Annotated in this window: 14 protein-coding genes; 5 read left to right on the forward strand and 9 right to left on the reverse strand. The window is 57.1% G+C overall.

Annotated elements, in window-relative coordinates:
* Window positions 1-80: 80 nt before the first annotated feature.
* Window positions 81-3,572 (forward strand): alpha-amylase family glycosyl hydrolase, encoded by a 3,492-nt coding sequence (locus CFB04_RS17535; RefSeq protein WP_088536904.1) that lies wholly within the window; start codon window positions 81-83, stop codon window positions 3,570-3,572.
* A 67-nt stretch (window positions 3,573-3,639) separates the two neighbouring features.
* Here CFB04_RS17535 and CFB04_RS17540 read toward each other — a convergent pair whose 3' ends face one another.
* Complete coding sequence (locus CFB04_RS17540; RefSeq protein WP_088536604.1) at window positions 3,640-4,089, reverse strand: Spy/CpxP family protein refolding chaperone; 450 nt, start codon at window positions 4,087-4,089, stop codon at window positions 3,640-3,642.
* A 146-nt stretch (window positions 4,090-4,235) separates the two neighbouring features.
* Here CFB04_RS17540 and CFB04_RS17545 point away from each other — a divergent pair, with 146 nt between their 5' ends.
* On the forward strand, window positions 4,236-6,023 hold the full coding sequence (locus CFB04_RS17545; protein WP_088536605.1) for a GspE/PulE family protein: 1,788 nt from the start codon (window positions 4,236-4,238) through the stop codon (window positions 6,021-6,023).
* A 68-nt stretch (window positions 6,024-6,091) separates the two neighbouring features.
* Here the strand turns inward: CFB04_RS17545 and CFB04_RS17550 are convergent, their stop codons facing one another.
* Entirely contained in the window at window positions 6,092-6,982 is an 891-nt protein-coding gene (locus CFB04_RS17550) for an NAD(P)/FAD-dependent oxidoreductase (RefSeq protein ID WP_088536606.1), read from the reverse strand.
* A 183-nt stretch (window positions 6,983-7,165) separates the two neighbouring features.
* On the opposite strand from CFB04_RS17550, the gene CFB04_RS17555 reads away from it, so the two are divergent.
* Window positions 7,166-7,849, forward strand: a complete 684-nt coding sequence (locus tag CFB04_RS17555; RefSeq protein WP_088536607.1) for an outer membrane protein — start codon at window positions 7,166-7,168, stop codon at window positions 7,847-7,849.
* A 92-nt stretch (window positions 7,850-7,941) separates the two neighbouring features.
* Here CFB04_RS17555 and CFB04_RS17560 read toward each other — a convergent pair whose 3' ends face one another.
* The 5 genes from CFB04_RS17560 to CFB04_RS17580 form a co-directional block, all read right to left on the reverse strand.
* Window positions 7,942-8,862, reverse strand: a complete 921-nt coding sequence (locus tag CFB04_RS17560) for a DUF1848 domain-containing protein (RefSeq protein WP_088536608.1) — start codon at window positions 8,860-8,862, stop codon at window positions 7,942-7,944.
* A gap of 138 nt (window positions 8,863-9,000) precedes the next feature.
* Window positions 9,001-10,425, reverse strand: coding sequence for a pitrilysin family protein (locus CFB04_RS17565; protein WP_088536609.1), 1,425 nt, complete (start codon window positions 10,423-10,425; stop codon window positions 9,001-9,003).
* Window positions 10,422-11,915 (reverse strand): pitrilysin family protein, encoded by a 1,494-nt coding sequence (locus CFB04_RS17570; RefSeq protein WP_088536610.1) that lies wholly within the window; start codon window positions 11,913-11,915, stop codon window positions 10,422-10,424. Before CFB04_RS17570 ends, CFB04_RS17565 begins: the two co-directional genes overlap by 4 nt.
* 120 nt (window positions 11,916-12,035) lie before the next feature.
* Window positions 12,036-17,054, reverse strand: a complete 5,019-nt coding sequence (locus CFB04_RS17575) for a choice-of-anchor D domain-containing protein (RefSeq protein WP_088536611.1) — start codon at window positions 17,052-17,054, stop codon at window positions 12,036-12,038.
* 241 nt (window positions 17,055-17,295) lie between these two features.
* Window positions 17,296-17,928: a peroxiredoxin gene (locus CFB04_RS17580; RefSeq protein ID WP_088536612.1), complete on the reverse strand. Its 633-nt coding sequence runs from the start codon at window positions 17,926-17,928 to the stop codon at window positions 17,296-17,298.
* 122 nt (window positions 17,929-18,050) lie between these two features.
* On the opposite strand from CFB04_RS17580, the gene CFB04_RS17585 reads away from it, so the two are divergent.
* A complete protein-coding gene (locus tag CFB04_RS17585; RefSeq protein ID WP_088536613.1) occupies window positions 18,051-18,572 on the forward strand; it encodes a peptidylprolyl isomerase in 522 nt (173 codons plus the stop codon).
* A gap of 112 nt (window positions 18,573-18,684) precedes the next feature.
* On the opposite strand, the gene CFB04_RS17590 is transcribed toward CFB04_RS17585, so the two are convergent.
* Entirely contained in the window at window positions 18,685-18,924 is a 240-nt protein-coding gene (locus CFB04_RS17590) for a hypothetical protein (RefSeq protein ID WP_088536614.1), read from the reverse strand.
* A 57-nt stretch (window positions 18,925-18,981) separates the two neighbouring features.
* On the opposite strand from CFB04_RS17590, the gene CFB04_RS17595 reads away from it, so the two are divergent.
* Window positions 18,982-20,469, forward strand: coding sequence for a tetratricopeptide repeat protein (locus CFB04_RS17595; RefSeq protein ID WP_088536615.1), 1,488 nt, complete (start codon window positions 18,982-18,984; stop codon window positions 20,467-20,469).
* An 11-nt stretch (window positions 20,470-20,480) separates the two neighbouring features.
* Here the strand turns inward: CFB04_RS17595 and gptM are convergent, their stop codons facing one another.
* A complete protein-coding gene (gptM, locus tag CFB04_RS17600; protein ID WP_088536616.1) occupies window positions 20,481-21,791 on the reverse strand; it encodes a geopeptide radical SAM maturase in 1,311 nt (436 codons plus the stop codon).
* Window positions 21,792-21,795 lie beyond the last annotated feature (4 nt).

A 21,795-nucleotide genomic window follows, 5' to 3' on the forward strand; every position in this document is an offset into this window, starting at 1 on the left:
CGCCCGAGAGGAAAGTGTTGCAAAACAGGATTAAGGTAGGATAATTACAATGCATTACAATGCCCCGGGAGACGAACTACATGAATAAACCGCAGCTCGCCCAGCAGTTGTTCCCCTTCAATACACCGGTTTCCGCACATTTTTGGAGAAAGCTGCAGCTACAGGAACTGGTCCTGGTGGCTGATGCTGCCCTGAAACTCCCCCGTATAGTTCTCGTCCGACGTCTGGTGGAGAGGCTAAACCGCTTGCCGGAGCGAAGCGGGAACCCGGTGCCTCCGGGGCTACTTCATCTGTACGGGCTGGTCTGCAAGGTTTACCGCTATGTCATAGATCATTTCGAAGCTGCACATCCGGAGATGTGGCAGAAAGCCATCCGAGGTGCGGGATACGACCCGGAGGGGGATTCGGCTCGTCTGGTGATAGAGGCTTTCTGCAAGTTTTTCCCTCCTGTCGAGGTAGCCACGGAAACACGCGATGCACATGACTTTCTTTCCGCTGATCCCGATCGACGGGGGAGGAACCTTCTGCTTGGAGAAATGCTCCTGCTGCGGGTAGCCGCCGAAAATCCCGCTCTCGATCCTGTTCGGGAGCTTGTTGCCGACCACGAGCTGGTTACGCTGCAGCCCGAATATGCGCCATTCACGTTGAGAACGGAGCGGGAACTTGCCAACACGCCACCCGTTGCTCCTTTTGAAATGCCCATTCCGCAGCTACTCCGGGCTCCTGTCAAAGCGTCTCCCAATTCTCTCTCAGGACAGATGGATTACATACGTCTCCACTGGCGGCAGATGCTCCCTCCTGAAATGCTTGAGGAGATAACCGTAGCACTCGACATCGTTAAGGAGGAAGAGAGGGCGTGGTGGTCCGGTCCCGGGCTTCCGCAGGTGCTCCAGTTTCCATCCCGGGAAGAGCTGCGTGCCCATGGTGCAGCGGGCTACGAATATCCGGAATACGAGAGGTTTTCGCCCGACATTGACTGGATGGCGGATGTCGTGATGATGGCAAAGATGGTCTATGTCTGGCTGGATCAGCTTTCCCTCAAGTACGGAACAGTCATCCAGCGTCTCGACCAGATCCCCGACGAGGAACTGGATACACTCGCGCGCTGGGGGTTCACGGCTCTCTGGCTTATCGGACTCTGGGAGCGCTCTCCCGCATCACAGAAGATAAAACAGTTGAGCGGGAATCCAGATGCCATCTCTTCGGCCTATTCCCTCTATGACTACATGATAGCTGCGGACCTGGGTGGGGAGGAAGCTCTCAACAATCTGAAGGGGCGTGCGTGGCAGCGAGGCATCAGGCTTGCCAGCGACATGGTGCCCAATCACACCGGTATATACTCCCGTTGGACGGTGGAGCATCCCGACTGGTTCGTTTCACTCGACTACCCTCCCTACCCCGCCTACCGCTTTACAGGGCCCGATCTTTCCTTCGACGGACGGGTAAGTCTCCAAATCGAAGACGGGTACTGGGACAAACGTGACGCTGCTGTTGTCTTCAAGCATGTGGATAATCAGTCGGGGCACACCCGTTACATCTATCATGGCAACGACGGTACGAGCACCCCCTGGAACGATACGGCACAACTAAACTATCTTCTTCCTCAGGTGCGTGAGGCGGTGATACAGACGATCCTCCATGTGGCCCGGCAGTTTCCGATAATAAGGTTTGACGCGGCCATGACTCTTGCAAAGAAGCACTACCAGCGGCTCTGGTATCCCCAGCCGGGGCACGGCAGTGGCGTTCCCTCCAGAGCGGAGCATGGCATGAGTCGTGACGCCTTCGATGCCGCCTTTCCGGTGGAGTTCTGGCGGGAGGTGGTGGACCGTGTCGCGGCGGAAGCTCCGGATACGCTCCTGCTGGCCGAAGCCTTCTGGCTCATGGAAGGATATTTTGTGCGGACTCTGGGGATGCATCGCGTTTACAACAGTGCCTTCATGAATATGCTGAAGATGGAGGAGAACGCAAAGTACCGCCAGACCGTCAAAAACGTCCTTGAGTTCAATCCAGAGATCCTGAAACGGTTCGTCAACTTCATGAACAACCCCGACGAGCGGACTGCCATCGAGCAATTCGGGAAGGAAGGCAAATATATCGGGGCGGCTGTTCTGCTCGTGACCATGCCGGGGCTGCCGATGATAGGGCATGGGCAGGTCGAGGGATTCCACGAAAAATATGGGATGGAGTATCGCCGTGCTTACTGGAACGAGCCGGTGGATGAGCACCTGGTGGCCGTGCACGAGGCAAAGATCTTTCCCTTGATGCGCAGGCGGCACCTCTTTAGCGGCTCTGAAAACTTCATTTTCTATGATTTCTTCACTGCCGATCATGTTGACGAAAACGTTTTCGCCTATTCAAATCGTTCGGGAAATGAACGAGGCATCATAATCTACCATAACACCTTCGCTTCCACTGCCGGGTGGATCCGCACATCCACTGCCCGGGCCGAGAAGATCGATTCGGGAGAAACAGTGCTGCGGCAAACGTCTCTCGGCGAGGCACTTTCCTTCAACTCCGACGGACGCTACTATTACGGATTTCGCGATTATGCCTCCGGAATGGAGTACATAAGGGCAGGGCGCGAGTTGTGTGAAAAGGGGCTCTTTGTCGAGCTGGAAGCTTATGAGTTTCATGCGTTCCTCGATTTCAGGGAGATCATAGACGACGAATATGGTACCTGGGGAAGGATGTGTCATGTCCTGGAAGGCCGCCCGGTAATTAGCCTGGATGAGGAAGTGAAACGGATCCGTTACGGCTCGGTCATCGATAGGTTCGGAACTGCCCTCCAGCGGTGCAGTAGTTTCTTCCTTTCACCGGAAGAGGTTGAGCGTGCAGCCGCCCGGGAAGCATTGACCGACTTTTACTCCGCCCTCAATGAGACGACGATGTGTGGCGGTGATGCGGAACAGCTTGCGGAAGAAGCGTTGCTTGAGATGGCTGCCTCAGCTCGGATCGTGGCACCCCAGAAGGAGGAGAAATCCCGCCGAATGAAGGCTCCCTCGCAGCCTGCCGAGCCTGGCCGGAACCATCTGCTGCTTGCGGCGTTTCTCATGATGCACCGCAGCGGCCGGCTTGCCCGGAGCAAAGACTATTCAAAGACCGCTGCATGCTGGTTTGACGAACTCGGACTCGCTGCGGCCTTTGCAGGATCTTTCGATGGGGCTCGGGTCACCGACGATACTAAGGACATTGACGGCGCTGCCGCGGCCCTTCTCCTGGAAACGGTGCTGGCCAGGCAGGAGCTGTTTCTAGGGTGGGATCGCGCGACTGCGGCGGAAACCGTGAAGGAGTTGTTCGAGGATGACGCGGCGGGGAGATTCCTGGGTCGCCACTGGAGCGACGGGAAAGAGTGGTTCAACAAGGAGCGCTTCGAGCTGTTGGTCTTCTGGCTGATGCTTTCGGAAGCAGTACTGTCGCTGCGTCCGCCGCGCCGTACGATCAAACGGCTCCCCTCCCTGAACATCAGGCATGAGGATGTTGCATGGTTGGCGAGTCTTGCTCTTGAGGCGGGCTATCAGACTGAAGCTTTCCTTGAATTGCTGTCGGTAGAGGGGAAATCCAAACGAGATTGATTCTCGGGGGGATGAAGAAGGGAATGGGCCGGCTCCGGCTTAAAGGGAGCCGGCCTCTTTGTTGGCGTTACTTGTCTCCGAACCACCTTTCCTTGTTCTTCGTGATGTCCTGTATCAGCTTGTCACGCTGCGGAGGGCTCAGAATCGAATGCAGTTCGGCGAATTTTTCTCCCGAGAAGGTCAGGAATTCGTCGTAACGCTTGATGTTCTTATCCTTGAAGTCGTCAAACTCGGCCTGGTCGAATTTTTCCCTGCGCAGCTGAGTCGTCAGTTCGTATTGCAGCTGATCAACCATCTGCCGATTAAATATTTCAGTACGCTTGTTGAGGATATCGTTTTTGATGATTTCCACCTTGCGGCGCTGTACATCCGTCAGGTCGAGGTTCCTTGCTAGATGGTCGCTGATTTCGGTGGCTCTGTCCTCGGTCGATTTTTTTTGGCACCCCGTAGAGCAGGCCAGAACCAGAGCGAATAAGGCCAGCAGCGGGAGCATGGGAACCAGCGTCAATTTCTTCATGTCGTTCCTCCTTTCGTTGTATTGGTGGTCTCGTCTGTGCAACGAAGTAAAATGATTATTAAAAAGCATACATAAAGAATAGCGGCTTTCGGATGCCCGTCAAGTGGACAGGGGGACACGTTCACGATGGCTGGGGTGGGGGAGATATGTCGGGCAAAAAGAGACTGACTGTAAAAAACGTTTCACAAATACTCCTTAAGCGTGGGCTGATTTCTCAGGAGCAGTACGAGCACATCCTCGTAAAGGGGGAGGCGCAGGCCGCCCGTCTGCAAAATACTCAGGCGGCTGGTTACGCCCGGCGAAGCCTGCAACTGCCCGATGCCGTTTCTCCTGCAGAAGTGATTTCTTCTTTTAATCTGGAAATCCCCGGCTTGGGCGGGAAAATTCTCACCGAAGACGCGATAACCGAGGCTGTTGCCGCTGCGGTGGGATTGGCGTTTGTGAAGATCGATCCGCTCAAGCTCGATCTCGGCATCGTGACGTCCCATGTCTCGCGTCCCTTCGCGCTGAAGAACCTCATCGTTCCCATTGCTGAAGAGGGGGGGGAAATTACCATAGCAGTCGCCGATCCCTTCAACGACGACATCATCGAAGATCTGTGCAGCGCGAGGCAGATCAGGGTGCGGCGGGTCCTTACCTCCCGCAGTTCGATTCTGAAGATTGTCCGTGAATTTTTCGGGTTCAGGGCTTCGGTGATTGCTGCCCAGTCGGAAGTGGTTCCCGGTGCCGACCTGGGGAACCTTGAACAGTTCGTGACCATGAAGGGGGAGCACGAACCGGAGGGGAACGACAGAAACATCGTGAACGCCGTGGAGTTCCTCCTTTCCTATGCCTTCGATCAACGCGCCAGCGATATCCACATCGAGCCGAAGCGGGACAGGTCACTCATCCGGCTGAGGGTCGACGGGGTGCTGCACAATGTCCACACGGTACCGAAGCAACTTCATCCGGCTATCCTGTCCCGGATGAAAATGCTCTCCCGCATGGACCTGGCAGAGAAGCGTAGGCCTCAGGACGGAAGAATCAAGACCTCACACCAGGGTAAGGAGGTAGAGCTGCGTGTTTCGACCCTTCCGGTGGCATTCGGAGAGAAGCTCGTCGTCAGGATCTTCGATCCGGAGGTTCTCATGCAGGACCTTGATCAGATCGGTTTCTACCCGCGGGAGTACCAATTGTACAACTCCTTCATTCGAAAACCGAACGGGATAATTCTTGTAACCGGTCCCACCGGCAGCGGTAAAACGACAACCCTCTACTCGTCGTTAAGAGCCCTTTCGTCCCCCGACGTGAATATCGTCACGATCGAAGATCCTATCGAGATGGTGATGGAGGAGTTCAATCAGGTGGGGGTTCAGCCACATATCGGAGTGACCTTCAGCACCATACTGCGCAACATCCTGCGACAGGACCCCGATATCATCATGGTGGGGGAGATACGGGATAAAGAGACCGCGGAACATGCCGTGCAGGCCGCGTTGACGGGGCACCTGGTGCTTTCGACCCTCCATACCAACGATGCCCCTTCTTCAATTACGAGGCTCCTGGATCTGGGGATTCCGGGTTTTCTTATTTCGTCAACGGTGATCGGCATTGTGGCACAGAGGCTTCTCCGAAGGATCTGTCCGGCTTGCAAGCGTCAACGTCTGCTAAGTGACGAGGAGGCAGTTTACCTGCAACTGCAGCATAAGCAGGCTGTCTGGTATGGGGAAGGGTGCGGAGAGTGCCGCGGAACCGGCTATCGCGGAAGAACTGGGATATTTGAGGTCATGGACATGACCGATCAGGTGAGGGGGAGGCTTACGGATAGTGTGGACCCGGCAGCGCTTCTCGATGTGGCTCTCGGCGAAGGGATGGTGCCGCTGCGGCAGGTGGCGGTGAAGAAGATGCTGGAGGGAATCACGACATATGAGGAAGTGGTGACGGTAACCGGCTGATGACGTTTTTGCGCATCTTTCCTGTCCCCCCTGAAAGCCTCGAAAAACGGTAGTCTTCACAACCCATGCTACCTTAGATTTTCCTTGAGAAGAGCCGTATTGATCGCAAATGCGGCTTCTACCCCTTCTGCGGCTGCAACGATTGCCAGTTGCACCGAGCGGGCGGCGTCCCCTGCGACAAAAAGGCGTGAATGAACCTGCTGGAATTTTGCGGTGTTCACTACCCCTTCCGTAACAGAGCATCGCAGCTTCTCCGCCAGCGGCGATGCCTGGAACTGGCCGGGGCTGAAAAAGAGTGCGTTTCGAGGAAGTGGTGGAGCGCCTTCAAATTCTATCGCCTCCAGTCTGCCCATCTCCCCCGAAAGACGCGCAATCCGCTCGCTCCTGAGGCCGATTCCGTTTCGCTCAAGCCGTGATAGCTGTTCCGGTGGAGGGAGAGGCCCGCCATCGGTGCAGAGAACTATGTCACTGCTCCACCCGGTCAGCTCCAGGGCGTACTCTGCCCCCTTCGCGCCATCACCATATGCCGCCAGCGGCTGGTCCCGCCTCTCCCATCCGTCGCAGTAAGGGCAATGAAACACGCTGCGGCCATAGAAGTCTTCGATCCCCGCAACCGGCGGAAGCAGGTCGATGAGCCCTGTCGCGATGAGCAGGTACCGGGTCGAGAATTGCTCTCCACTATCGAGCGTCACGCGGTACTGTTCGTCGTTATCTTCCGCATCCACCACCGTGCCGCTGCGATATGAGACGGTCGTATAGCGTTCCAGTTGCTGACGTCCAATTGAACGCAACTCCAGCGGATCGATTCCGTCACGTGAAAGAAACCCGTGAAGTTCCGAGGATTTCAAGTTCCTTGGTCTTCCGGAGTCGACAACGAGGACCCTTCGTCGGCACCTTCCCAGAATAAGGGCCGCGCTCAGCCCCGCTATTCCTCCTCCGGCTACAAGCACGTCGAGCATACCGGCTCCTCTTGTCGAAGTGGAAACTTTGTAAAGTGTATCTTCAACTCCATTGGTGGCAACAAGCGGCTGTATAGATCGGTGTCAAATCGAGAATTGCCGTAAAGCTGCCGATGTTTGACCCTTGCCGCGAAGCGGGTACACTTTCCTTAGTTCCATTCTTGGGCATTCAGGAGGAGAGTGATGAAGAACGTTGCGTCTTTCTTGGCTTTGGTTATGCTCCTATCCGTCGCCTCTTCCGGTATCGCATCGCCACTCCGTTCCGGATTTTACGCAGGCGGGTTTCTGGGCGCCTCGGTGCCTGAAAAAAGCGAAGTCACCACCATTGATTTTTCCGACGACCGGATTTTCGAGGATAGAGTAAGGTGGGACCCCGGTATGTATATCGGCGGCATGGCAGGGTACGATTTCGGTTATCTGCGCCTTGACGGGGAGCTTTCGTACAGGCATTCGGAGATCGGAGCGGTAACCGATGCGGAAGGCTTTCGCTTTCGCAACCCTGACGGCGACATAGGTGCGCTTTCCATGATGTTCAGCGGCTTTCTGGATATTCACAACGCGACTGCCGTCACTCCGTATCTCGGCGGTGGTATCGGCTTTTCAGCCTTGCGCCTGAGCGATACGTTCGGTGTGGACACGAGAGGATCTGTCCAGAGGGTCCTGCTCTACGAGGAAGATGATGATACTGTCTTTGCCTATCAGGCGGGGGCAGGCTTTCAGATCGCCCTGAACGAACCGTACTCCCTTGACATCGGATACCGGTACTTCGGCACGGATACCGCCCGTTTCGGAAGGGGGACGACGAGTGAGACCAGCCTTCGCTACAGGAGCCATAACGGGCTTATCGGGTTCAGGGTGGATTTTTAGGGATAGGGAGATTCCGGGCTGGCATATCGTTCGGACGACGCCAGCGGGTTGATTCCCTTCATCAATAAAGACAGGCGATCGGCAGGAATTTTTCAGAGCAGGAAAGGTTGTGACTCTTCAGGCTCGCCGATCATTCCGAGGAGTGAATCAGCTGTGGGATCGTGCATTTCTCCTCCGGTTAACCGACTGTCGCAGGAGGCGTAGCAGTAAAGGCAGCCGTGAGAGCAGGTGCCATATATGCCGAGATCCACACTTCGGGCGCAGCGGCAGTCGGTGCGTTGCCCGCGGTCTTTCGCAGGTGCAAGTTCGATATCGAAGAGCCTCCTGATGAGGTCGACGTCGATGCAACTTCCCGGTTTTATCCCATAAGAAGTAAGATCAACGGGTTCGGCGCAGGACTGAATCCTCATCCCTTTTTCGACCGCCACCGCAGCGAGGGCTTCGGCCAGCGCACGTTTTTCGGTTGCGTCCCCTGCCAGAAAATGTACAGGTTCGTCTGCGGCTGCTCTCGCAAGGCGCCTGCCAGCGCTGCGGTAGTTGCGGGCGAAGCTGACGATCACTGTCGTGACGCTTCCTGCAAGCTTTTCTGCGAGAGTGGCAAACGTACTGACGATTCTGGCCTGGGTAACGGAGGGGGAGAGGAGGATCGGGTCGAACCGCCAGATGACCCGATCCGCACCGAGCCGGCGGGCCAGGTGAAGCATAGCGGGAGTGATGGCTCCCGGTCCCGGGACTTTGGGTTCGAACATGCGGGGCAGGCCCGTCATCGTCACCTGGAAACAGTAGCGGTATCCGCGGTGGTCGAGTTCATCCAGGCAGGCAATCATGGGGCGGGGGTCCTTGGTCACAAGCATCAGGCAGGCGACCATCTCTGGACGGAGCATTACGGTGCTCACCTGCCGAGGGTTGAATGGATTCGGCACCTTCGCGAAACCCGCTCGAAGACGGTTCATGAGCCACTGCGAGTAAAAGGCAGGGATGTCGGTGCGGCGGCTTGCGGAGACGATCTGCATCAAACTGTCCCATTTGGATGGAATCGGACACTGCCCGTGATGGGTAGCTGCGGAAGCGGCTGGTCCATGTCACGAGCATACACAAGCAGGGGCATGCAGATCAAGGGAAGCGGCACCTGCTGAAATCGCGGGTGCTCTTTACCGTGTCCCGCTGTCTGGCTTGATCTCCCTGACCTCGCCGAATGTGCCGAGCGGCTGGTCGAATTTCTCCCTGCTTCCGACTACCACTACAACCAGTTTCTCGGGGTGAAGATACTGCTTTGCCACCCGTTGCACGTCCTCTTTTGTTACGGCAGCTATACGCTGACGGTAATTTTCGAGGTACCCCGGCGGATAGCCGTAGTACTCGAGACGTGCCAGCTGGCTTACTACCGCGGCGGTACTGGTAAACCCGAATATGAACGAGTTGATGATCGAGTCTTTTGCGAGCTTGAGTTCCTGGTCGGAGACCGGCTCCCTTCTCATTCCATCGATGATCTCCTTCATCAGACCGATAGTTTTAGTAGTTGATCCCGCCTTGGTTTCCGTTTCTGCTTCGAACGTTCCAACAAAGCGCCGCCCGATGTCGAAGTGGCTTCCCACGTTATAGGCGAGTCCCTGGTTGGTGCGGATCTCCGCCATCAGCCTGGAGTTGAAACCGTTGCTTCCAAGGATTGCGTCCATGACCCTGATCGCATAGAGGTCGGGATTGCTCTTTTCGATACCGAGATGTCCCATCCTGATAACCGACTGGTTGACACCCTTCTCCACAAGGAGGATCTCCTGCCGTATAGGCAGGGGAGGATCGACCTGCGGAAGCGATACGTCCCGCTTCTGCCATCCCGAAAATGCTTTGGTGAGTTTTGCCAGCATTTCATTTCGCTCGAAATCGCCTGCTATGGCAAGGATGGTGTTGTTTGGGCGGAAATAGCGGCTGTGGAAGTCCAGGAGGTCCTGCCGGTTGATTGCGTTCACGGTGGCAACGGTGGGGACTCTGCCGAGGGGGCTACCCTGGTATATCGCCTTTGTCAGTTCACGGTCGGCGAGTTGTTTCGGGTCGTCATTCTGCCGGCGCAGATATTCCAGCGTCTGCTTGCGAGCCACTTCGAACCGGTCGTCACGGAAGGCAGGCTTCATCAGAAGCTGTGAGTATATGTCGAGGGTGCGGTCGAAATTCTTCTTGAGGGAACTCATGGTGCAGGTTCCGGCGTCGGTGGCTATGGCGCATTCCACAGCTGATGCCGTGAACTCGAGCTCGTCGTCTATTTTTTCAGGAGGCAGTCCTTCGGCTCCGCCGGTCCTGAGGACGTTCCCGGTAATGCCTGCGAGACCCGTCTTTTCAGCAGGTTCGTACGCGCTGCCGGTTCCGATGTATCCCGTGACGGTGATGAGAGGAAGCTCCCGATCCTCCATCAGATAGACTGTAAGCCCGTTTTCGAGTACTACCCGTTCAGCTTTCGGTATCTGGAATTCCAGGGATGGGAAGGCCATGGCTCGCGGGTCTCCAGTTCGCCCATTATGGGCGCATCCGGAGATAAGCGCCAGTGTCAGTAGTGCCGCTATATGAAAGATACCTCTTCTCATTTCGTTTCCTCCCGCTTCTTGATGGTGCCGACAGTCCGGTTCTCTTCGGTAAAATAGGTGCGGGCGACCCGCATGACTTCCTGCGGGGTAACCTTGGCGACCTGCTTTCGACGTTCGATGAAGTTGCGCCAGCTGCCGGTGGTCGCTTCGAAGCTGGTGAGGCGGTACGCGAGCCCGCCATTGGAGGCCATTGCCCTGATCTCGGTAGCCTCAAGGTTGTTGAAGATTCGCTGCAGGTCCCGCTCGGAGACAGGTTCGGTCTTGAGCCGCTCAAGCTCGGCGTAGATCGCTTCCTCAACTTCCCGGGCAGTATGCGGGTTGCGCGGGGTCGCGCTGATGATGAATAGGTTCGGGTAGATGGTGCCCGGCACCGCGGCTGAAGAGACTTCGGTTGCCAGCTGCTTTTCAAGCACGAGCTTCTGGTAGAGGCGCGAGGTCTTGCCGTGAGTGAGAAGCATGTCGAGAACGTCGAACACGTAATCGTCGGTTGCGGGCCATGCCGGCTTGTGGAAGCCTATGAAAAGCTCCGGCTCGGCGTCTCCTATCACCTCCGTCCGTCGCTCTCCCACCTGCGGAGGCTCTTCCACCGCTACCGGAGGAACGGGCACTCCCGGGGGGATTTTGCCGAAATATTTTTCGACCAGAGCAATGGTCTGCTCCGGATCGATGTCGCCGATAATGGCAACTACTGCATTGACCGGCGCATAATAGGCCCGAAGAAAGCGTTCGGTCTGGGTGAGGGAGAGATTTTCAATTTCCGACATCCATCCGATGGTGGGTTGCCCGTAGGGGTGGATCACGAAGGCCGCGGCCATGAAATTCTCCCACAGCTTCCCGGCCGGTTCCGCATCGTAGCTGCGCCGGCGTTCTTCCATTACCACGTTCCGCTCAGTGTAGAACTGGCGCAGTACGGCGTTCTGCATCCTGTCGGATTCCACTGCAGCCCACAATTCAAGCTTGTTGGCCGGCAGATTCACCATGTACGCTGTGTTGTCCTTTGAGGTGAAGGCATTGAATCCTACTGCGCCGTTCTTGGCGTAGAGCTCAGAATATACGTCCGGCACCACATATTTGTCCGCCTCTTCCTGGAGTTTTGCCAGCTTCTCAGAAAGGGCGGCTATCTTTTCCGTATCCGCCTTTTCCCGCTTGAGGCGCTCCGCCATGAGGGCTTGGGCGGTTTCCTCGATCAGCGGCAAAAATTTCTTTTCGGCATCCCAGTCCTTCGTGCCGAGAGTCTTGGTCCCCTTGAACAGCATGTGCTCCAGGAGGTGAGCCATGCCATGTTCGTCGCTACGCTCGTTGACGCTTCCAACCTTGAACCTGATCCATGCGGCGACGGTGGGGGCATTGTGCCGTTCCACCATGAGAATCTTCATGCCGTTCGCCAGCGTATGCTCACGTACCTTATCTTCGAGCCCGGAGGCCAGAACGACTGTGCTCCAGAGGGGAAGAAGTACGAGCGTCAGCATTATGCGAAGATGAAATTTCATGTCGAGCCCTCGCTTGTGTGTCTGGTTTTTTAATGGGGAGAATTTTACAGCATTCGGCGTGAAAGTAAAGGCCTCCGGGCTTGCACCTGGAGGCCTTTACTTTGCCGTTATCGGAATCGGCTACTGGATTACAAGATTTGCCGCAACGAGAGTTCCATCCGCTACGGTAAGAGACCCGCTTACGGTGGTGGTGCCGACTACGTTGCCGAAGGTGGTGTCATAGCCACCGGTGAGGGAGAGTGTGGCATTGTTGCCTATCACCAGGTTCTCGGAAAAAGCAGCGGCCTGCGCGTAAATATCTGCAGACGTGCCGGCCGGAACCGATGCGGTTGCACTTCCCAGGTTAGGGAAGAAGTTGGAGCTGCCTCCCGGGTATACTACCTTCACCGGCCCGGAGGTTATGGCCCAGGAGAATCGGGGGGGATTGGGGTCATAGCCGCCTGCGCTATCCTTAGCCCGGACGGAGAAGGTGTGGGAGCCGGAGGAAAGGTTGTCGAAGGTGTAGGGGGAAGTACATGCAGCAAAGGCTCCCGAATCAAGGCTGCATTCGAATGTTGCTCCCGAGGCGTCGGATATGAAAGAAAAGCTCCCGGACGAGAAAGTGGAGGGGTTGGTGGGGGTGGATGTCAGCATGGTGTTCGGTGACCTGACGGTCCAGGTGTAGCTTTCCGGAGTTGGGTCAACATTCCCTGCCCGGTCGAGGGCTCGCACGGAGAGGGTGTGGGAGCCTGCCTTCAGACTGGCTATTACGTGCGGATTCGGACAGGGGGTGAAGGAGCCGTTGTCGATGCTGCATTCAAAGGTGGAGCCGGCTTCCGTGGCGGTAAAGGTGAAAGTCGCCGGTGCCGCATAAGAGAATGACGGGGGTCCGGACGTGATTGCGGTATCGGGGCGGATGGTGTCGATCGTCCAGCTGTAGGTGACGGGGGTGATTTCGGTAATCCCCGCTGCGTTGGTGGCACGGACGGAAAAAGTATGGCTGCCGTCCGAAAGGCCGCTGAAAGCGAAGGGGGAGGTGCAGGGAAGGAAGGCCCCGGCATTGATGCTGCACTGGAAGGTCGAGCCGGATTCGTCGGCGATAAAGCTGAAAGTACCCGCGGGGGATGTGTACCAGGGAACGGGCATGGATGTGATGGTGGTGACGGGAGCCCGCGAGTTGAGGACAATGCTGCTCCAGAATCCATCGGAAACGTTTCCGGCCGAATCCCGGAACTGCACGTAGACGTATTTGGTGTCGTCACCCGTTGTGAGCGTCCATGATTTCGATGTGGCGTAGGGTTCCCATGCAGACCAGTAGGAGTTGTTGTTGCTGAAGCGCATCTCGGGGACCGGGCCGCTGTTGTCGAGGGCAAAAAGGGTGAGCGTGACGCTGGTGCTGTTGGTTATGGTGGCGCCGCCATTTATGGAAATCGTGCCGACAGGGGGCGGATCATAAGCACTACCGGAGAGGGGTACGAGCTTTACAACTGCAGCAGGAGCATTTGAGCTGATGCGCAGGGTTGCGATCTTGTCTCCTACCGTCGCGGCATTGAGTGAAATGAGTACCGAGCAGTTCTGCCCCGGGAGAAGGGTCGGAGCAAGGCTGGTACAGGAGTCTGCACTCAGGGAGAATTCCTCGCTGTCGGGGCCGGAAACTGTAATGGAGCTCACGATCAGGGGGGCGGTGCCGGTGTTTTCGAGAGTGAAGCGTTCAGAGGTGGATACCCTGCCGGTTGCGACTCTCCCGAAGTTGCGGCTTTCAGGAGTCACCGAAACCTGCGCGTAAGTTACGCGGAAGATGCCTCCCTCGGTTGCAGCGTACGCCGTGGGCGGAGAGGTGCGGGAGATAGTCACTGCGTTGACGGAAGTGTTCAATAGGCCGGTATTGATATTCTCCCATGTCGCTCCGCTGTCGTGGCTGACAAGGGCTCCGTTGCCTGTGCCGGCATAGATGACGGAAGGCGTTGTGGGGTCTATGGCCAGGGAACCGACCCATGTATCGGGCTGCGAGAAGCTGCCGGTCCAGGTTGTGCCGCCATCGGTGCTTCGATGAATCGTGCCGGAAACGGACGGATTTTCCGATGTGCCGCCGGCGTAAATATTGGAAGAAAGGACAGGATCTACCACCACACTGTTCGCCCTGAATTTCCCCTCCGCGAGGCGGAGTGTCCAGGTGGCGGCGCCGTCGGTGCTCTTGTACACACCGCTTGCAACGTCTGCGACGCCTGCATAGAGGGTTGTCGGCATCTTTGGATCAATGGCGAGGCTGCGGATTCTGATGCCGAGGCCGCTGCTGACAGCCATCCAGGCGTCGCCGCTGCTGGTGCTTTTGAACGCGCCGCCGTTGGTGCCGGCGTATATTGTGGAAGGAGTTACCGGGTCGATGGCCAGTGCGTAGACATCCTGGTTGTCGAGGCCGATGTTCACGGCGGTCCAGTTGGCGCCATTATCGGTGCTCCTGAATACTCCCGAGGGAGTAGCTGCAAAAATTTCGGAGGTTGACAGGGGGTTTACGGCAAGAGCGCGGATAGCAAAATCTGCAAGCCCGCTGCTGCTCCAGCTGTTTCCGCCATTCGTACTCTTATGGACACCGTTGGCGGTTCCGGCATATATGATTGCAGGGTTGGTCGGGTCGGCGGTTATGCACTTTGCTGCTACGCCGTCAAGCCCGGCTGATACCCACGGGTAAAGCGGCGATATGTGTAGCACGGCCTCGAAAGCTACCTGTGCAGTCTTCGGCCCATTTATGAGGATGGTGCAGACATTGCCGTTCATGCTGTCGCATCCGCTCCAGCCTGAAAACACCGAATCCGCATCGGCCAGGGCGGTAAGAGTAACGGTGGTTCCCGAAGGGAATGATTGGCTGCAGTTGCCTGCGCAGCTATCCCCCGAGGAGAGGTTTACGGTGCCGGTGCCTGTGCCGGTGGAGGTAAGCGAGAGGGTGTAAGCCTGAATAACTCCGGTGCCGGTCAGATCGGTTTCGATCATAGGGTAGTTGAGGGAGTCGGATGTGATTCGTATCTTTGCGGTCTTGATGCCCAGTTCCCGGGGTATGTAGGTAACGGTGAATGTACAGCTTTCTCCCCCCTGAAGCACGGGTGAGAGGTTCGGGCATGTTCCCAGGGAGAGCTGGTACATGGAGGTGTCGAGCCCGATGAGCGATATCCCGTTTACCCTGACGGTATAATCGGCGGTGTTGGAGAGGACGAACTGCTGCGGCGAGCTTGAGGTATGAACCGCCACATTCCCGAAACTGAAAGGGGCGGGCGAAAGAGTAACGTCGATGGCGGGAAGGCGGAACACCCCGGTCCCGAAGGTGCCGGCGAAAAGGGTGCGGGTTGTGGTGTCGAGGGCCAGGGAACGGACGCGCAGGTCCGAAAGGCCAGCGTTGATGGGCGTCCAGCTAATACCGCCGTCGGCACTGCGGAAAACGCCGCCGTCGGTGCCTGCATAAAGAGATGCAGGCGATGTTCTGTCGAACATCAGCGAATAAACATAGGGGTTGTCGATGCTGGTGGCACGGTTCCAGGTGACGCCGCCGTCAGTGCTGCGAAACAGACCCCCGTTCGTTCCCGCAACGACGATGCCGGCGCTAGCAGCAAGGGTGTTGATGAAGGGATCGGTGATTCCTGTACTGCCGGAGTTCCAGGTGGCACCACTGTCGGTGCTCTTAAAAATTGCTCCTCCCTCGACAGCGGCATACAGAATCTCGGGCGTATCAGGGTCTACGGCGAGAGCGCTGACTTTCAACGGGCTGAGCCCGGTGCTGCTTGCGTTCCAGGTAATTCCGCCGTCTGTGCTTTTGAACAGTCCGTTTCTCGTGCCTGCATACATGATCGAGCCGATGCTCGGATGGGTGGCGATGGTGGAAATATCAAGGCTGGTGAGGCCGCTGTTCGAGGCGGCCCAGGTGGCTCCACGGTCGAGGCTGCGGAATATCCCCGCATCGGTGGCGGCGTAGACCGTTGCCGGAGAAGTCGGGTTGATGGCGAGCTTCCTGATGTTGAGGCTTCCCAATCCCGTATTGGCCGAGTTCCAGAGGGTCCCGCGAGTGGTGCTTTTGAAGACGCCGCTATTTGCTCCGGCGTAGATGGTAGATGGGGATACGGGGTCTATCGCCAGGCTACGCGCACTGACACTGGAAATGCCGGTGTTCTTCTTTGACCAGTTGGCCCCGTTGTCGGTGCTCTTGTACACGCCGCTGCTGGTCCCCAGGTAGAGGGTGGCCGGGGATACGGGCGCAACTGCAATGCCGTAGACGGGGATATTCCGAAACAAGGTGCTTGGGATGGTCCAGTTGTTACCGCCGGTGGTGGTCCTGAAAATGCCGCTGTAGGTTCCGGCGTAGACAGTGTCGGGCAGGAGCGGGTTGATTGCCAAGGTGCGTATGTATGGGTCGTTGATGCCGGAATTTGCGGAAGCCCAGGTTACGCCGCCGTCGTAGGTTTTTACAACTCCTCCTCCCCATGTCCCAAGATATGCGATCAGCGGATTCGAGGGGTTTACGGCAACGGCCTGAATATTGGAAGCCGGAAGACCTGTGACCTGGCTCCAGTTGTTTCCTCCGTCGCTGCTCCTGAAGAGGCCATTCGTAGTTGCGGCATAGAGGAGGGAATCATCGGCAGGGGCTATGGACTGGACAACCTTTTCTGCAAGCCCGGTGAAGGGGAGCCAGGTTTCACCGGCGTTGCTGCTCCGGTAAGCGCCGTTCCCGGTAGCCGCAAAGATGCTGCCGCCGCGTATTGAGAGGGAGAAGACGAACTGGCTGTTTATGCCGGTCGAGACGCTGCGCCACGTGGTTCCGGCGTCGCCGCTGCGGAAGATCCCACCATTGGTCCCCGCATAGATCGTGGAATGGTTGCCGGGATCGATCTTGACGGCATAGACGGAAAGACCGGCAATGCCCTGGCTGGCGGGGTTCCAGGTGGCGCCGCCATCGGTGCTCTTATAGACGCCGTTTCCGTCGGTTCCGACATAGACGACCGACGGCAGTGTCTGGTCCACCTCGGCGCTGAGCACCACGCCGCCGTCAAATGGGCCGACCTGCTGCCACTCGTAGCGCGGGAAGGAATTCGCCCCTCCCACGGCCACATTTCCCAGCATGACGCACAGCATGAGCAGGACATGCGTCAGCAGCCTCCATCTCTTCGAGATTCCCATCAGTTATTCCCTCCTGAAAAGGTAAATGCGTCAAAGGCAGATCAAGTGGATCGGAATGGAGCAGGCACAGAATGTGTAAACGAAAAGTACGTTACTGTTATCATTAAAGTTGTGGGGGGGAAATTGGGATAAAGTATACAGTATTTTTTAGAAAATGAAATAAATTTATAAATTCTAAGGAAGGGTCGAGTGAAAAAAATTGTGGTGAGGAAACGGGCGCTTGTGAGGGCGCCCGTATGCGTTATTTGCCGAGGGTTTTCTGGCCGGGCTTCCATCCGAGGGGGCACATTTCTCCCGTTTGCAGTGCTTCCAGGACCCTGAGGGTTTCATCCACGCTACGCCCTACCGACTGGTTGTGTACCAGCATGTACTGAAGTACACCTTCAGGGTTGATGATGAAGAGTCCGCGAAGTGCTGCTCCCTCCCGCTCGTCCAGTATGCCGTATGCCGTTGCAATCTCCTTTTTGAAGTCCGCCAGAAGGGGATATTTAAGATCCCCCAGGTCGCCCCGCTGCAGCCATGCCAGATGAGAAAACTTGCTGTCTACCGAGGCTCCCAGGACCTCCGCGTTCATCTTCCGGAAGGAATCGAGGGCCGCGTTGAATCCGCGAATTTCAGTGGGGCAGACAAAGGTGAAGTCATAGGGATAGAAAAAGAGGATGACCCACTTTCCGCGGTAGTCGGCAAGGCTGATGGTGCGGAATTCTTTTCCCGGCTCCTTTCCCACCAGGGCCTCCACGGTAAAGGCGGGGGCGGCTTTCCCTACCCGTGCCGTCTGGGATTGAGGCTGCGCAGCGGGAGGGGCACTCTGTGCCGCAGCACTGCCACAGAAGAACACGGTCATCAATAAGCATACCCATATCTTGCGAAACATATCTCCTCCTGTCCTGCGTCTTTCGATTAATGATAGCTCCATTGGTAATTATTGCAATTGCCCGTGACATTCAAGGATTTTTGTGCAAAATAATCCGAGACAACATACCGAAGGAGGATTACATGGCTGAAGAAACCAACCCGCAGGTACTCCTGGAGACCTCGATGGGGAACATCAAGATCGAACTGTTCAAGGAGAAAGCGCCCATAAGCGTCCGCAACTTCCTTTCTTACGTCAACGACGGTTACTACGAGGGCCTTATTTTTCATCGTGTCATAAAGACCTTCATGATCCAGGGGGGAGGGCTTGATGCCGACATGCAGCAGAAGAAGACGAAATTCGCCATAAAGAACGAGGCTGCGAACGGACTCTCCAACAAGCGTGGAACTCTTGCCATGGCACGCACCAGTGTCGTTGACAGCGCCACTTCACAGTTTTTCATAAACGTCGTAGACAACCCGTTCCTCGATCACAAGGGAAAGAACCCGGACCAGTACGGTTATGCGGTTTTCGGCCAAGTCATCGAGGGAATGGACGCTGTCGATGCCATCAGGGACGTTAAAACGGGAAGCCGTGCCGGCCATTCCGACGTGCCGGTAGACCCGGTCATGATCAACAAGGCAACCGTTCTCCCTGCCGAGTAAACCGAGAGGGGCATCTGACGGTGCCCCTTTTCACTGCAGAGCTGCTTCCGTGTCCTATCCTCCAGATTCCGGAAATGTCCGATCCCAGGCACTCCCTGTAGCGCATTTCGTTCTAATAGCTGCGGTTGCCTGCGTTATATACGCTGGGACCTTCCAAGCGCCGTTCGTCTTTGATGATCGTACCTCCATCGTGGAAAACGGCGTCGTCCACAGCTTGGACGGGTTTCTCCACGAAGGTGCCGGATATCGCAACCATCCCCGCAGGGTCCTTGGATACCTTACTTTCGCCCTGAATTACCAGGTAGGAGGGCTCCATCCGGTTGGCTATCACGCCGTCAACCTTCTCATCCATATCATTGCCGCTATCCTTGTCTATACCCTCTGTAGGATCATCTTTCGGGAACCCAGTATGCGGGAAAGCAGACTGGGAGGTCATGCTCCGCTGATCGCCCTCTCCGCCTCACTTCTTTTTGTCGCACACCCGGTCCAGACGGAGGCGGTTGCCTACATAACCCAGCGCCTCACTTCAATGGCGACGATGCTGTACCTTCTCTCTCTCGTCCTTTGGGCGAAGTGGGGATTGTTGCAGGACGCTGCGCGTCAGACGGCTGTGCCCCGTTGGGTTTATGCGGCCGTCTCCTTTTCCGTTGCCTCTGCGGCCATGCTGACCAAGGAGATTTCGGTTACGTTGCCGCTGGCGGGGCTGCTTTACAGCGCCCTCTTTCTTTCTGTCCCCTGGCGTGTCCGGCTGCTGCGCCTTCTTCCCCTACTCCTGGGGGTGCTTATTCCCGTTGTTGGGTGGCATCTTTCAGGGCCTTCTGCCGATTCGGTAGAGGAGATGCTTGACCAGGCACGAGGAGGCACAGCCGTTTCCCGCTGGGAATACCTCGTGACACAGCCCCGGGTGCTCGTGACGTACCTGCGACTTCTTGTTTTTCCCGTGGCGCAGAATCTGGACTACGATTACCCCTTGTACCATTCGCCGCTGGCCCTGCCGGTATTCTGCTCACTGGTATTTCTGCTGTCTCTGGTCTTTCTGGCTTTGTGGCTTGTGAGACGGGCAAAGGCAGGAAGGATCGATTCAGCATTCTTGTTCATCCCGTTCGGCATCGGGTGGTTTTTCCTTACACTACTTGTGGAGTCAACCGTAATTCCTCTGGATGACGTCATTGCGGAGCACCGGCTCTACCTTCCTTCAGCCGGTGCAGCCATGGCAGTCGCGGTATCGGCTGGTCTTCTGGTTGCGCGAGTGGGGGCAAAGGTGGTGGTGGCTGGTAGCATTGCAGCGGTCCTGCTTCTCGGGACGGCGACGTGGCGGAGGAACGAAGTGTGGCAAAGCCCTCTGGCCCTATGGAGCGATGCGGCGGCGAAATCTCCGGCCAAGGCACGTCCTCGGTACAACCTGGGCACTGTTCTGACCGGACTGGGGCGGTATGACGAGGCCATAGGAGAGTTTCGGGAAGCGCTGAAAAGGAAACCGGAGTATCCCGAGGCGTGGCACAATCTGGGCACTGCTTTCGCGGCAAAGGGTGAAACTGATGAAGCAATTGCTAGCTACAGGCAGGCGCTGCGGCTTGCTCCCGACCTGCCGCAGGCGCATAACTCTCTGGGAACGGCTCTCATGCAGAAAGGGGAAACCGAGGAGGCCGGAGGTCATTTCATCCAGGCGGTCCGGTCTGCGCCGATGTACCCGGACGCCCGCAACAACCTTGGAGCATTTTACGGCATGGAGGGAAAGACCGATGCGGCCATCGCAGAGCTTGAGGAGGCCGTGCGCCTTCAGCCGGACAATCCGCGATTCCGGTTCAATCTGTCGGAGGCGTACGAGCAGAAAGGCTGGGGGGCAAGGGCCGCTGAAGAGCGGCAGAAGGGGGAGCGGTTGAGAAATGGTTCTTGAGGATACGGCGGTTACGGCTCCCTTTTCTCCGGAGAGCGCTTCCGATACCGCATGTCCTGGAGCACTATTTCGCGGAGCGTCTTATCCAGTAAGGCCTTACGGCAATCGACCCTGTCGATGGCGCCGTGACTCATCAGGGTTATGAGCCTGCACCCGCCGAAGCAGAGCGGAAGATAGGCGCAGTCGAGGCACTCCTCCCTCTTCCAGAGGTCGAGGTTGTGTGACTCCCGGTAATCGCCCACCCCCTGGGCCAGCGTTCCTACCGACATTTCCGGCCATCCCATGAAGCCGGGGCACTTGTAGAGGGCGCCGTCCCAGTTCACCACCAGGTCGTTTTCCATTTCCACGACGCAGGCCGACATGGTCGTTTTCTTTACTGCAAATCCGCGCTTCAACGTCTCCTCCCGCAGGAAGAGGGCGGCTTCGGCAACCCACGGCTCGCTGCTGGAGATGCAGCCATGCCCGCTGTCTGTTCCGACCAGACCCCCGGTTTTAGGCATTATCGGAGCAAACTCGACGAATCCCAGCTTCTCCGGGCCGATCCCGCGTTCTTTGAGCACGTCGAGCATCGTGGGGAATTCGCGGTAGTTCTCCTCGGTGAAGTTCCCTCCTATCTGGACCTCGGTAAGGTTAGCCACTTCCGCGATATTGGTGACTATTACGTCGAAGCTCCCCTTCCCGGAGACGAAGGGGCGCTGGCGGTCGTGAATGTGGCGAGGGCCGTCGAGAGTGACGATGGCGCCGGTAAGCCCGAGGGGGAGAAGTTTCTCCACCACTTTCCTCGTTAGTAGCGTTCCGTTGGTGGTGAGGGAGAAGGTGTAGGAGGAACCGGTTTGTCCTGCTTCTTCCAGCAGTCGGGTGGAGATTTCCGTGATGAGGGGAATGGAAAGAAGCGGCTCGCCGCCGTAGAAGCCGAGCCTGACGTCACCCCCTTTCCGGAGGTGATTCCGCACGTGCTCGACGAGCAGGCCTGCGGTTTCTTCGGACATGTACTGTTTTTTCCGAAAGTTACCCTCGAAACAGTAGGGGCACGCCAGGTTGCAGTCGAGGTTGAGGGCCACCTTCGCGCGGAACATCCTGCTCCGGCTGTTGGTTTGCTCCATCAGGGTTTCCATCTCCTGCCGTTCCCGGTCACGGTCCTCAACGAGGATGCCGACACGCTGCAGTGCTGCCGTTTCCGCTTCACCCGCGTTTCCTGATGTAATGTCGTCGAGGCGCGATTCGGGGATGCGGACGACGGAGCCCTTACGGGTTGAGTAGAGGATGATACATCCCGGCCTGTCGGGGCAGGGCCAGATTTTAACATAGCGTGACAACGGCATTAAT

Origin of the sequence: Geobacter sp. DSM 9736 (genome assembly GCF_900187405.1) — a bacterium.
GTDB lineage: Bacteria > Desulfobacterota > Desulfuromonadia > Geobacterales > Geobacteraceae > DSM-9736.

Bases quoted from the DNA above. Each gene is read 5' to 3' on its own strand.
- CFB04_RS17590 (WP_088536614.1), bottom strand. From the start codon at position 18,924: ATGGATGAGAAGGTTGACGGCGTGATAGCCAACCGGATGGAGCCCTCC.
- CFB04_RS17580 (WP_088536612.1), bottom strand. From the start codon at position 17,928: ATGTTTCGCAAGATATGGGTATGCTTATTGATGACCGTGTTCTTCTGT.
- CFB04_RS17585 (WP_088536613.1), top strand. From the start codon at position 18,051: ATGGCTGAAGAAACCAACCCGCAGGTACTCCTGGAGACCTCGATGGGG.
- CFB04_RS17560 (WP_088536608.1), bottom strand. From the start codon at position 8,862: ATGCAGATCGTCTCCGCAAGCCGCCGCACCGACATCCCTGCCTTTTAC.
- CFB04_RS17550 (WP_088536606.1), bottom strand. From the start codon at position 6,982: ATGCTCGACGTGCTTGTAGCCGGAGGAGGAATAGCGGGGCTGAGCGCG.
- CFB04_RS17570 (WP_088536610.1), bottom strand. From the start codon at position 11,915: ATGAAATTTCATCTTCGCATAATGCTGACGCTCGTACTTCTTCCCCTC.
- gptM (WP_088536616.1), bottom strand. From the start codon at position 21,791: ATGCCGTTGTCACGCTATGTTAAAATCTGGCCCTGCCCCGACAGGCCG.
- CFB04_RS17565 (WP_088536609.1), bottom strand. From the start codon at position 10,425: ATGAGAAGAGGTATCTTTCATATAGCGGCACTACTGACACTGGCGCTT.
- CFB04_RS17545 (WP_088536605.1), top strand. From the start codon at position 4,236: ATGTCGGGCAAAAAGAGACTGACTGTAAAAAACGTTTCACAAATACTC.
- CFB04_RS17555 (WP_088536607.1), top strand. From the start codon at position 7,166: ATGAAGAACGTTGCGTCTTTCTTGGCTTTGGTTATGCTCCTATCCGTC.
- CFB04_RS17575 (WP_088536611.1), bottom strand. From the start codon at position 17,054: ATGGGAATCTCGAAGAGATGGAGGCTGCTGACGCATGTCCTGCTCATG.
- CFB04_RS17540 (WP_088536604.1), bottom strand. From the start codon at position 4,089: ATGAAGAAATTGACGCTGGTTCCCATGCTCCCGCTGCTGGCCTTATTC.
- CFB04_RS17535 (WP_088536904.1), top strand. From the start codon at position 81: ATGAATAAACCGCAGCTCGCCCAGCAGTTGTTCCCCTTCAATACACCG.
- CFB04_RS17595 (WP_088536615.1), top strand. From the start codon at position 18,982: ATGCGGGAAAGCAGACTGGGAGGTCATGCTCCGCTGATCGCCCTCTCC.